Source organism: Dawidia cretensis (genome assembly GCF_018598175.1).
In the GTDB taxonomy this organism is placed as follows: Bacteria; Bacteroidota; Bacteroidia; order Cytophagales; family Cyclobacteriaceae; genus Ohtaekwangia; species Ohtaekwangia cretensis.
On sequence record NZ_JAHESE010000014.1, the window covers coordinates 41,210 to 53,314 of the forward strand.

The window sequence follows — 12,105 nt, forward strand, 5'->3', positions numbered from 1 at the left end:
ACGACCCGTAAAAATCCGGTTTACCATGCACGCTGAGCCCGCTTTTCACGCGATTTTTGACAGGAAGCTGAAATTTGTTGCTTGCTTGTGGGCTGCGCAAAACAATCGTTTAAACGCTTATTTTTTCCACCAATCCAGGGGAAGGGCGATGTCGTTTACGGAGTTTACTACCAGATCGGGCTTGAAAGCATACTTGCGGAAGTCTTCCGCCCGGGTGATGCCCGATAGCACGAGTATGGTTTTGTAACCCATCTGTACGCCTCCCTGAATGTCGGTGTCCATGGTATCGCCAATGACTGTGGTGTCGGCGGTTTCCAGGCCGAGGGCCTTGCGTGCCGAGCGCATCATGACCGGACCAGGCTTACCGACTACAAAGGCGTTCACGCCCGTAGCTTCTTCGATCATGGCGGTTGTCGCGGCAATGCCGAGGTTGGCCCAGCCTTTCTTTTTAGGAGAGGGGTCGCGGTTGGTGGTAATAAATTTTGCGCCGGCCAGGATCATGTCGACGGCGCGCTGGACCATCTCCAGGGTAAAATTGCGGCCTTCGCCCAACACGACAAAGTCGGGGTCGGTGTCGCCCAGGGTGATGCCACTTTCGTGCAGGCTTGTGAGCAATCCGCCTTCACCGAGCACATAGGCGGTGCCCTGGGGGATTTGGCCGGCTAAGAATTTGCCGGTAGCCATGGCGCTGGTGTAGACGTGTTTTTCTTCTACGTCGATGCCGAGCCGTTTCAGCTTACGGACTACGTCGAGCCGCGTGCGCTGGCTGTTGTTGGTCATAAACATGAACGGTATATCGTTCTTCAACAAGCGGTCGATGAATGCGTCTGCGCCGGGAATCAGGATGTCGCCGCCGTAGACCACGCCGTCCATATCGATGAGTAAACCTTGTGCCATGGGATAGTAGTAGTGTCAAAGATTGACATTTTCCGGCAGCCACAAAAGGAAACAGTGTCTTTTCACTTCAACCGACGCGTGGTGCCGCGGACGATCAGCTCGGTCGGCAATACTTCCAGGCGTGGCGTAAAGGTGTCGGGATCTTCCACCTGGCCGATAAACAACCGTGCGGCCGCCTGGCCCATGGTATAGGCAGGCTGTGCGACGGTGGTCAATGCCGGTTCGATAAACCGGGAGACGGGCTCGTTGGTGAACCCTATCAGCGAGATGTCGTCGGGGATGCGCACGCCGCGTTCGCGCAGTACCTGTATGGCAAGAATGGCCATGGGGTCGTTCATGCAGAAGATTGCGTCGGGGCGCTCGGGCAGGTTGAGCAGACGTTGGGTGGCCTCGGTGGAGCCGTTCTGCAGGTCTGCGCAGTGTATCGTATAGTCAGGCAGTATTGGCAGGTTGTGTTTTTGTAACGCATCACGGTAACCCTGCATGCGCTGGTTGCTGATCGACAGGCCTTCAGGCCCCCCGATGTAAGCAATGCGGCGGCAGCCTGTGCGGATGAGGTAATCCACGGCCTTAAAGGCGCCGTCGTGGTCGGCGACGACCACCTTCGATACGGGCAGGGCGTCGGTGACGCGGTCGAAGAGTACGATGGGTATTTTCTTGGCGAGCAGGTGCTCGAGGTGCTCTACGTTGGTTGTTTCGCTGGAGAGTGAGATCAGCAGGCCGTCTACGCGATTGGAGACCAGCATGTGTATGTTTGACTTCTCGGTATCGAGCGATTCCATCGACTGGCAGATCATGATGCTATAGCCGTGCTGTGCGGCATATTCCTGGATGCCGCTGATGACAGACGAGAAGAAGTGCATGGCGATCTGCGGTACGACGACGCCGATGGTCTTGGTCTTCCTGATGCGGAGGCTCTGGGCTACTCGGTTGGGCTCGTAGTGCAGTTGCTCGGCCAGGGCGAGTACGGCCTTTTTGGTGTCGGGGTTAACGTCCGGGGCATTCCGCAGCGCGCGCGAGACGGTTGATATCGAGATATTCAACTTCAGGGCAAGGTCGCGAATGGTGGCCTGGTCGTTTTTCATGGCTATACAGGCACGAAAGTACAGAAAGTACAGCAGAAACCGCAACGCGTAACAGGGATGGGAATTTGGGGTTCGAGAACGTTTCCGGCACCGTTATTTCGTTTGCGGTGGCGTTTCGGTGTTTGGTTTACGGTTTCCTATATGCTACTTCGTACTGTCATTAACATTTGGGTTAATTGATTGGTTAACAGTTGCCGGAAATCGAAGGACGTTTGGTTTCCGGCAGCTTTTTTTTTGAGCATTTATCTAAAAACTATATAGACGTGGATTTCAGTTTACAGGATGTAACGCGCAAATTCCAGGAGCTTTACCAGACCGAGCCGCTGGTAGTTCGTTCTCCTGGCCGGATCAACCTTATCGGCGAGCATACTGACTATAACGATGGCTTTGTGATGCCGGCGGCAATCGACCGCGAGACAGTCTTTGCCATCAGTCCTTCCCCCGACAACGTATCGGTGATCTATTCCCTCAAGTACGACGAGACTTTTACGGTCAATTTACAAGACCCGCAGCCGGTGAAGGCACCGAAGTGGGCTAATTACCTGCTGGGGGTGCTGCGCCAGTTTGTGGATAAAGGTTTTGCCGTGAAGCCTTTCCGCTGTGTTTTTGGTGGGAACATTCCCATGGGTGCGGGTCTGTCGTCGTCGGCGTCTGTGGAGTGTGGTTTTGCTTTTGCCCTGGACCGTCTGAACGGTCATAACATTCCCAAGAACGATCTGATCCTGATGGCGCAGTGGTCTGAGCATCACTTTGTGGGTGTGAAGTGCGGCATCATGGACCAATTTGCCAGTATGATGGGCGCCGAAGATCAAGTGATCGTACTCGACTGCCGCTCGCTGGAATATCACTATTCGCCGCTGGCGCTGAAAGATTATACGCTGGTGCTGTGCGACACGAAGGTGAAGCATTCGCTGGTGGACTCTGAATACAACACCCGTCGCGCCGAGTGCGAGCGCGGCGTGGCGATCTTGCAACAGCATTACCCGGCCGTGAAAAGCCTGCGCGATGTGACCGAAGCGATGGTGCGTGCGCATGCCACCGAGCTGACGGGCAAGGTGTTTGACCGTTGCCTCTACGTGGTGCAAGAGATTGCCCGGGTACAGGAGGCCAGCCAGGACCTGAAGCAACACAACCTGACGGCTTTTGGCCGCAAGATGTACGAGACCCACGATGGCCTGTCCGGGCTGTACGAGGTGAGCTGTCGGGAGCTGGATTTCCTGGTGGAGCAGGCCCGGGCGACCGACGTGGTGGCGGGGGCGCGTATGATGGGGGGCGGCTTTGGCGGCTGTACTATCAACCTGATCCGGAACGAGGCGGTTGACAGCTTCGTGGCCACGACGAAAGAGGCTTATCACAAGACGTTTGGGATCGACATGGAGGCCTACATCGTCCACGTAAAAGAAGGTACCGGTGTGGCGCATTAGCCAATCGGATTTTTGATTTACTTTAGGGCCATGAAGGAGAAAATTTTAGTGACCGGTGGTACCGGGTATATCGGCTCGCATACGGCGGTCGAATTGATTCACTCAGGGTATGAAGTCGTTATCATCGACGATCTTTCCAATTCACAGCAGGAGGTGCTGGACGGCATCGAAAAGATCACCGGCACGCGGCCGGTCTTTGCCCAATTCGACCTGTGCGACGAGGCGGCGTTAGCGGCCTTCCTCGGGCAGCACCGCGACATCAAGGCCATCATTCATTTTGCGGCCAGCAAGGCCGTAGGCGAGTCGGTGCAAAAGCCGCTGCTGTATTATAAGAACAATATTCTGTCACTGATCTTGCTGCTGGAAGCGATGCAGCGACACGATATTCCCAATATAGTTTTCTCGTCGTCCTGTACGGTATATGGTCAACCGGACACGCTACCGGTAACCGAGGCCACGCCGTTCAAACCGGCGGAGTCGCCGTATGGCAACACCAAACAGATCGGTGAAGAGATTCTGCGGGACAACTGCCGGGCTGTGCCTGCCACGCAAGCCATTTCGCTGCGGTATTTCAACCCGGTGGGCGCGCACGCTTCGGCCCTGATCGGCGAGCTGCCGCAAGGTGTACCGGGGAACCTGGTGCCTTTCATTACGCAGACCGCTGCGGGCATCCGCCAGCAGTTGCTGGTGTTTGGCAAGGATTACGACACGCCTGACGGGTCGGCCATGCGCGATTACATCCACGTGGTGGACCTGGCCAAGGCGCACGTCATTGCCGTGCAGCGTTTGCTGAAAGGCCAGCAGAAGAGCAATTACGAGTTCTTCAACCTGGGCACCGGCAAGGGGCTGACGGTGTTGGAGATCATCGAGGTCTTTGAGCGTGTGAACAATCTTAAGCTTAACTATAAGGTCGTCGACCGTCGTCCGGGCGACATCGAAAAGATCTATGCCGACACGACGCTGGCCAACGAAGCGCTGCAATGGCGTACGGAGCTGGGCGTGGAAGAGATGATGCGGTCTGCCTGGCAGTGGCAGCAGCGTATTTTGAAGCATGCATAACGAGGTTTCATGGATAACAGGTTCGATTTAACAGAACATTCGCACAGAAGGTATAACCCTCTTACAGGAGAGTGGGTGCAGGTATCGCCGCACCGCTCTAAACGCCCGTGGCAAGGACAGGTAGAAAAAACAGGAGCGGATCATCGCCCGGCGTTTGACGCGACGTGTTACCTCTGTCCCGGCAATGTGCGTGCGAATGGTGAAGTAAATCCAACCTATACCGCTACCTATAGTTTTACAAACGACTTTGCTGCGTTGGTGAGTGATGTACCGCAGGGTGAATTCCAGGACGGTGATTTGCTGCTGGCGCGCAGCGAAGCCGGGATCTGCCGCGTGATCTGTTTTTCGCCGCGTCACGACCTGACGATTGCCGAGATGGATACCGACGGCATTCGCCGGGTGGTGGACCTGTGGGTGGACGAGTACACGCAACTGAGCTGCCAGGAGAACATCCGCTACATTCAGATTTTCGAGAACAAGGGCACGGTGATGGGCTGTTCCAACCCGCACCCGCACGGGCAGATCTGGGCGCAGGAGTCTATTCCCGTGGAGCCGGGCAAAAAGCAGCAACACCAGGAAGCGTATTACCAGCGCAAAGGCACAACGTTACTGTCGGACTACTGGCAGCTGGAGGTAAAACGTGCCGAGCGGATTATTTTTGAGAACGAGCACTTTGTGGCGCTGGTACCCTTCTGGGCGGTGTGGCCGTTTGAGACGATGATCATTCCCAAGCGGGCGATGGCCCGGATTACCGATATGACGGATGCCGAGCGTCAGGCTTTTGCGGATGCATACCGGCGTTTGGCTACGCGGTATGACAATCTGTTTGAAGTATCCTTCCCGTACTCGGCCGGTATTCACCAAGCGCCGAGCGACGGTACGCCGCATTCGGCCTGGCACTGGCACATGGTGTTCTACCCGCCGCTGCTACGGTCGGCCACAGTCAAGAAATTTATGGTGGGCTACGAGATGCTGGCCAACCCTCAACGCGATATTACACCCGAGTTCAGCGCCGCCCGTCTGCGCGACCTGCCGGAAACGCACTACAAGCAGACTTTATTATCTGAATCATCAAACCCCTGATCTATGCGTACGCTAACAGTTTATACCTTATTGATCTGCATTATGATGTCACAAGCCTGTAAAAAGAACGAGGAAAAGATCCCCGCGGCTGCCGATACCACGGCCGTGGCTGCCAGCGCCGTCGCCAAGGTGGCATACGGAACGCTTCCCGACGGCCATGCCGTGGAAGAGTATACCCTCAAGAACAAGAATGGTGTGGAGCTGAAGGTGATCAACTATGGCGGTATCGTTACCTCGTTGAAGGTGCCTGATAAGCGCGGCGTTTTCGAGGATGTGGTATTGGGCTTCGACTCGCTGAAAGGCTACCTGGGTGGGTCACCCTATTTCGGCGCCATCGTGGGCCGGTATGGCAACCGCATTGCCAAGGGCAAGTTTACGCTCGACGGTCAGACGTATACGCTCGCGCAAAACAACAACGGCCAGCACTTGCACGGCGGCTTGAAGGGATTTGATAAAGTATTCTGGCAGATCTCGGAAGTGTCTTCCAGCGAAGGCGCGTCGTTGAAGCTGAATTATACCAGCCAGGACATGGAAGAAGGTTATCCCGGCACACTGCAGGCTGAGGTTGTATATACCCTGACCGATAACAACGAATTTAAGATTGCCTATACAGCCACGACCGACAAGAAGACGGTGGTGAACCTGACGCAGCATACGTATTTCAACCTGACCGGCAATGCGAAGCGTGACATTCTAGATCACCAGGTGATGCTGCACGCGGATAAGTTTGTGCCAGTAGACAAGGTACTGATTCCTACCGGCAAGCTGAAGGATGTAACGGGTACGCCTTTTGACTTCCGTACGGCGACGGCGGTTGGCCAGCGCGTGAATGATAAGGACGAGCAATTGATTTTGGGTGGTGGTTACGACCATGCGTGGGTGTTGTCGCCGGCGGACAGCGGGAAGGCTGTAGCGTCGGTATACGAGCCGACCAGCGGTCGTTTCCTGGAGGTATATACTACGGAGCCGGCGATTCAGTTTTACTGTGGTAACTTTTTGGACGGTACTGTAGTGGGTAAGCAGGGGAATGCGTATCCGAAGCGCTTTGGGCTTTGCCTGGAGACCGAGCATTACCCGGATTCTCCGAATCAGCCGTCGTTTCCGACGGTGGTGCTGAATCCTGGGGAGACATACTCGACACAGACGACGTATAAGTTTTCGACAAAATAGACCATGGAGCCGACGCCAGTCTGAAGACTGGCACCATGGTAGGCACAAGTCTCCGCCCGAGACGGGCTAAGACTTGCGCCAGAAGGCAGTCGACGACTGCCTTTTTGTTGACTTTTTGTCAAAATGACCATAAGCTTTCGGGGGAGTGGCTTGCCTTTTTGGAAAAAGAAATTCATTTTTATCGATTGAACGAACGTATTCGGTGATAAGACCCTAACACCCATTTGCCTATAACCCTAAACCTAATCATGGAAGAACAGCAACCCGTTGACTATGTAGCAAGCCTCAAGAACATTGACTATATAGTTTTCCTTATCTACTTCGTCATTGTGGCCGGATATGGCTATTGGATCTACCACCGGAAAAAGCGTCAACAAACTGACTCGAAGGATTTCTTCCTGGCAGAGGGCTCGCTGACCTGGTGGGCGATCGGTGCATCGCTTATCGCCTCCAACATTTCGGCCGAGCAGTTTATCGGTATGTCGGGGTCGGGTTTTAAAATGGGATTGGCCATTGCCACCTACGAATGGATGGCGGCCGCTACGTTGATCATCGTCGCGGTGTTCTTTATCCCGGTATACCTGAAGAACAAGATCTATACCATGCCGCAGTTCCTTAGCCAACGGTATAATGGTACCGTGGCCATGATCATGGCGGTGTTCTGGTTGCTGCTCTATATTGTCGTAAACCTCATGTCGATCTTATACCTCGGTGCGATCGCGATCAGTGGCATCTCGGGGCTTAACATCTACTTCTGTATCCTGCTGCTGGCGATCTTCTCGATTGTGATCACGCTGGGCGGTATGAAGGTGATCGGGTATACCGATGTAATCCAGGTGTTCTTCCTGGTGCTCGGTGGTTTGATGGCGACGTATATCGCCTTGAACCTGGTGGCGGAGAAATCCGGCCAGACCGGCGTCCTCAACGGCTTCTCGCTGCTGACCTCACAAGCGGGTGATCACTTCCAGATGATCTTTAAGCGCGACAATCCCAATTACATGGACTTACCGGGGCTTACGGTACTGATCGGCGGCATGTGGATTACCAACCTGAATTACTGGGGCTGTAACCAATATATTACGCAACGTGCCCTGGGCGCCGACTTGAAGACAGCGCGCAGTGGTATTTTGTTTGCCGCTTTCCTAAAGCTGTTGATGCCGGTAATCGTTGTTCTGCCCGGTATCGCGGCGTATGTATTGCATCAAAAGGGTATGTTCCAGACGGAGATGCTCGACTCGAAAGGTATTCTGGATGTAAACAAGGCGTATCCGTCGCTGCTCAACCTGCTGCCTGACGGCATGAAGGGCGTAGCCTTCGCGGCGCTGACCGCGGCGATCGTGGCTTCGCTGGCCGGTAAGGCCAACAGTATCGGTACAATCTTTACGCTGGACATCTATAATAAAGCATTCGATAAGAATGCCAGCGAGAAGAAACTTGTAAACGTTGGTAAGTTGGCGGTGATCATCTCTATGTTCCTGGCGGTTGTGCTGTCGTTGATAATCGGCGAGAAGCTGATGGGCGAAGGCAAGCAGGGCTTCCAGTACATTCAGGAGTATACGGGCTTTGTGTCGCCGGGTATCTTTGCCATGTTCTTGTTGGGCTTCTTCTGGAAGAAGACGACATCCAACGCGGCGCTGTTCGCCACGGTCGGAGGCTTTGTATTGTCGGTGTTCTTTAAGCTCCTCCCGAAATTTGCCGACCTGACGTTCCTGTCTGGCTTCGGTTTCTCGGGCCCAGTCCTCGATAAGGAAGCGAACAAGATCTTTTATGAGATCCCGTTCCTCGACCGGATGGGGTTTGTGTTCCTGATCTGCGTGTTGGGTATGGTTATCATTACCAAATACGAGAACGCCAAGGGCATCCAGCCGAAAGGCCTGGAGATCGACAGAAGTATGTTTAAGACGAATACTTCGTTTACCGTCGGTGCTGTGCTGGTGTGTGGCATTCTTGTCGCCCTGTACACGGTATTCTGGTAGGGGAATCCGTGTGAGTGTGAGTTGCGCTCATGTTTTTTTAGCGATAAGGGCCCTCTTTCGTGCTAACTGGACGAAAGGGGGCCTTCCTTTTTATCGCCTTGTCGAAACCCTGAGCGGTTCCTGTCGTATCTTTGGTGTAACTCCACCCTATGAACCGCATTGATCGCCTTACCGCCATTCTCATCCAGTTGCAAACTAAACGCGTTGTCAAAGCCGAGGAGATTGCCGACAGGTTCGAGATCAGCCTGCGCACCGTCTATCGCGATGTAAAGGCGCTGATGGAAGCCGGCGTGCCCGTGGGGTCTGAAGCGGGCAAGGGATATTTTATTGTCGACGGCTATCACCTGCCGCCCGTGATGTTTACCCAGGAGGAGGCCAGCGCCATGCTCATGGCCTCGAAACTGGTGGAGCAGATGACGGACAAGTCCGTTCAACGCACGTTCGAGTCGGCGCTGATGAAGATCAAGTCGGTGTTGCACGACAACCAGAAGGATCACCTGGAGAACCTCCAATCGTATATTAAAGTATTTCGCTATGCGCCCACCCGCGAGCCGGAGTTTCCCGACTCCTATCTGACGGAAATACAGGCGGCTATTGTCAATAAACGTGCGCTGAAGATCAACTACTGTAGCAACCAAAATGGCGAGATCACCGAGCGTATCCTGGAGCCTATCGGGCTGTTTTATTATAGCCAGGCGTGGCACCTTATTGGCTGGTGCCGCCTGCGTAACGGCTACCGCGACTTCCGCACGGATCGCATCAAACACATGACCGTCACGAACGACTCCTTCGACGGTCGTAACCTGCTAAGCTTACAGGAGTATTTACACAGCCTGACGGAAGCCAACGAGGAAGTACAACAAGTGCGCCTGCTGCTTCCCAAACCACTGTCGGGCTACATGGTCAGCGCCAAACACTATTACGGATATGTTTCGGAGGAGGATCTCGATACCCATGTGCGCATGACGTTCATCGCCAGCAACATGCGGCAGTTTTGCAGAGGTGTGTTGATGATGGGGGATAAGGTCGAGATCGAATCGCCGGAGGAGGCTAAAGTAGTCATACAGGAAGTGCTCGAAGAGTTGAACGTGCACTACCGTGTCGAGCGTCGTGTGGAGGCCGGGGAATCAGAGCGAGTGTGAGTGTGAAGTTTAATTCGGTGTCCACTGGATGCCCCGGATGTCGGGGTGATAGAAGGCCGAGCCTTTGTCGACTGTCAGTACGCGGTAGCGTCCGCCGATGCGTTGCGAGTTTTTGTGAAGCAGCATCATAGGCAGGCCGACGGCGGTCATAATTATCGACGCGCGTGCTACGTTTTTGTCAATGTTTGCGTCGTTGTGCTGGACAACGGTTTCATTGACCTGATCGAGTACAAAATAGGCCACGGCGCCCGTGACCAGGAAGCCGCCGACGAGGTTGAGCAAGTTGCGTTGTTTGAAATAGATGCGGTCGATCTTGTGATAGGGCACGATCTCCTGGTGGATCATGACGGCGGTGTCAAACAGGTTGTTGACATAGCTGGTGTGTACGGTGCGGCTGCCTTTGAGGCGGTATACAATCTCATCGCCGGGGTAGAGGCGAAGCCTTACTTTTTGATTCTTTAGCAGCACCAGTTGTTTCTGGGCATGACAGGCAGGTGCGGCGGCGCCGGTGAGCAGACAGATCAGGAATAGCCAGTAGAATCGTCTCACGTGTATACGATTTTGATGTGGTGGGTAAAGATACTGGATTAAGATGCGCACATGCGCGAAAAAGTTGAAATGGTAATCGGGCAATCTTCGACCGTTGGGTCGATTCCAGGAAACGTTAGCGGCATGCGCTTGCGCACGGAAATCCTCTCCGTTGTGCTAATAACATACATCAGCAGCCTTCGTTTGCGATCTCCTGGTATTATTGCACAATATCTGACCCACGATAACATTGAGTTCTATTCGTACTGTTGTTTGTGCTATCTTTTTGGGTAGCCTTTTCGTATGCCAAGCCGTTTATGGGCAATTCATACCGTATTCGCAATACCATAACGCGCCACTGCTGACCAACCCGGCAGCACCGGCGCTAACCGACTATACACAAGTCACGCTGCACTATCGCAGGTCACGCGTGGCCAATTACGACATACCGTCTGTTTCGTTTATGACGCCGTTCTACCGCCAGTCCAATGGAATGCGTTACGGCGGCATCGGCGCGAATATCATTAGCCAGCAGGCAGGCCCCAACGGGCTATACAAGGTCACGGGAGCCACGGGCACCTTCGCCTATACCATTCACCTGAGTAAAACACATCATATCGGCGCCGGTATTGGCGGTGGCATTATCAATAAACGTATCGATGCGTCGGGCATCACGACGGATAGCCAGTATAACCTTGGCGCCTACGACCCGTCGCTCGGCAACGGTGAGAACATACGGTCCAACTCCGTCACCAGGCCTGTCATTAACGCAGGATTTAACTGGGTACTCACCGGAGCCGACGATCTGCAGAAAGCGTCGCTGGGTGTAGCGGCCTATTCTATGAATAAGCCGTCGTACGATCTGCTGGAAGACGCTGCAGCCGACCATACAACCTATGTGGTCAGCGGTGAGGTAGCGTTGCCGGCCAGTGACCGCGTAACGCTCATTCCCACCTTCCGGTATACATATCAAGGCGCATCGCTGGCCAATGTCGGCGCCCGCATCAGTTATGTGCCCGGCGCCCCCGACAAAGAGCTGAGCGCCGGCCTGTGGTACAAGACTACAAAGGCACTGGTAGTCGGTGCGCAATACAACTACAAAGCTTACATCATCGGCGCCTCCATGGACTTTTCCATCGCTTCCAACCTGGATGCGAATATCAACAACGCTGTCGAGATTGTGCTGGGTTGGCGCATGAATCGCAAAGAGCGATTGAAGTCGCGCGGGGCATTCTCTTCTGCCGCGAAAACGCCGGTGGCCCCGGGACACGAGCCGGATTCCGCGCAGTCGTCCACGCCGCCGGCTCCTACACAGAAGGCGGATACCGTACAGTCTTCTACGCCGGTTGCCCCGCAGGCTCCTGAGCAGGTTCAGCCGACGCCAGAAGCCGAAAAACCTCAACCGCCGGTGCCGTCTGCTATTGCGTTTGAGCCGGGCAGCAACAAAGTGCCTGCGCAAAGTCAGGCAGCGCTTGAAGATCTGGCTACCCTATTAAAGGATCATCCGGAATATACATTGAAGATCATTGGGCATAGCGCTGCCCTGGGAGAACGACCGGTCAGGGAAAGAGTTTCCTACGAGCGTGCTCAGGCGGTAGCAAAAATCCTGATCGAAAAAGGAGTGCCAGAGCGGCAGCTTGAATTGATCGGCATGGGCGATAGACAGCCTATCGCCTCTAACGCGACCGACGCCGGTCGCCAAAAGAATCGCCGGGTTGAATTTGAATGGATTAAGAAGTAA

General features: G+C 54.4%; 10 protein-coding genes. 7 read left to right on the top strand and 3 right to left on the bottom strand.

Annotated elements, in window-relative coordinates; genetic code table 11:
- Nucleotides 1–117: 117 nt before the first annotated feature.
- Both KK062_RS14930 and KK062_RS14935 read right to left on the bottom strand, forming a co-directional pair.
- A complete protein-coding gene (locus KK062_RS14930) occupies nt 118–897 on the bottom strand; it encodes an HAD-IIA family hydrolase (protein ID WP_254085116.1) in 780 nt (259 codons plus the stop codon).
- Between the two features lie 62 nt (nt 898–959).
- Nucleotides 960–1,982, bottom strand: a complete 1,023-nt coding sequence (locus tag KK062_RS14935; RefSeq protein ID WP_254085117.1) for a LacI family DNA-binding transcriptional regulator — start codon at nt 1,980–1,982, stop codon at nt 960–962.
- A 263-nt stretch (nt 1,983–2,245) separates the two neighbouring features.
- Between KK062_RS14935 and galK the strand changes: the two genes are divergently transcribed.
- From galK to KK062_RS14965, 6 genes are all read left to right on the top strand, one after another.
- Nucleotides 2,246–3,406: a galactokinase gene (galK, locus tag KK062_RS14940; protein WP_254085118.1), complete on the top strand. Its 1,161-nt coding sequence runs from the start codon at nt 2,246–2,248 to the stop codon at nt 3,404–3,406.
- Between the two features lie 30 nt (nt 3,407–3,436).
- Nucleotides 3,437–4,465 carry a UDP-glucose 4-epimerase GalE gene (galE, locus tag KK062_RS14945; protein ID WP_254085119.1) on the top strand — a complete coding sequence of 343 codons (1,029 nt, stop codon included), beginning with the start codon at nt 3,437–3,439 and terminating at the stop codon, nt 4,463–4,465.
- A gap of 9 nt (nt 4,466–4,474) precedes the next feature.
- Entirely contained in the window at nt 4,475–5,548 is a 1,074-nt protein-coding gene (locus KK062_RS14950) for a UDP-glucose--hexose-1-phosphate uridylyltransferase (RefSeq protein ID WP_254085120.1), read from the top strand.
- A 3-nt stretch (nt 5,549–5,551) separates the two neighbouring features.
- A complete protein-coding gene (locus KK062_RS14955) occupies nt 5,552–6,718 on the top strand; it encodes an aldose epimerase family protein (RefSeq protein WP_254085121.1) in 1,167 nt (388 codons plus the stop codon).
- A 248-nt stretch (nt 6,719–6,966) separates the two neighbouring features.
- Nucleotides 6,967–8,694 carry a sodium/sugar symporter gene (locus tag KK062_RS14960; protein WP_254085122.1) on the top strand — a complete coding sequence of 576 codons (1,728 nt, stop codon included), beginning with the start codon at nt 6,967–6,969 and terminating at the stop codon, nt 8,692–8,694.
- A 149-nt stretch (nt 8,695–8,843) separates the two neighbouring features.
- Nucleotides 8,844–9,836, top strand: coding sequence for a helix-turn-helix transcriptional regulator (locus tag KK062_RS14965; RefSeq protein ID WP_254085123.1), 993 nt, complete (start codon nt 8,844–8,846; stop codon nt 9,834–9,836).
- Nucleotides 9,837–9,845: 9 nt separating this feature from the next.
- Here KK062_RS14965 and KK062_RS14970 read toward each other — a convergent pair whose 3' ends face one another.
- On the bottom strand, nt 9,846–10,385 hold the full coding sequence (locus KK062_RS14970) for a hypothetical protein (RefSeq protein ID WP_254085124.1): 540 nt from the start codon (nt 10,383–10,385) through the stop codon (nt 9,846–9,848).
- Nucleotides 10,386–10,614: 229 nt separating this feature from the next.
- Between KK062_RS14970 and KK062_RS14975 the strand changes: the two genes are divergently transcribed.
- Nucleotides 10,615–12,105 carry a PorP/SprF family type IX secretion system membrane protein gene (locus KK062_RS14975; protein WP_254085125.1) on the top strand — a complete coding sequence of 497 codons (1,491 nt, stop codon included), beginning with the start codon at nt 10,615–10,617 and terminating at the stop codon, nt 12,103–12,105.

What these genes read in the sequence shown, in the direction of transcription:
- KK062_RS14930 (WP_254085116.1), bottom strand. Translation starts at nt 897, where the DNA reads ATGGCACAAGGTTTACTCATCGATATGGACGGCGTGGTCTACGGCGGC.
- KK062_RS14935 (WP_254085117.1), bottom strand. Translation starts at nt 1,982, where the DNA reads ATGAAAAACGACCAGGCCACCATTCGCGACCTTGCCCTGAAGTTGAAT.
- galE (WP_254085119.1), top strand. Translation starts at nt 3,437, where the DNA reads ATGAAGGAGAAAATTTTAGTGACCGGTGGTACCGGGTATATCGGCTCG.
- KK062_RS14950 (WP_254085120.1), top strand. Translation starts at nt 4,475, where the DNA reads ATGGATAACAGGTTCGATTTAACAGAACATTCGCACAGAAGGTATAAC.
- KK062_RS14955 (WP_254085121.1), top strand. Translation starts at nt 5,552, where the DNA reads ATGCGTACGCTAACAGTTTATACCTTATTGATCTGCATTATGATGTCA.
- KK062_RS14960 (WP_254085122.1), top strand. Translation starts at nt 6,967, where the DNA reads ATGGAAGAACAGCAACCCGTTGACTATGTAGCAAGCCTCAAGAACATT.
- KK062_RS14965 (WP_254085123.1), top strand. Translation starts at nt 8,844, where the DNA reads ATGAACCGCATTGATCGCCTTACCGCCATTCTCATCCAGTTGCAAACT.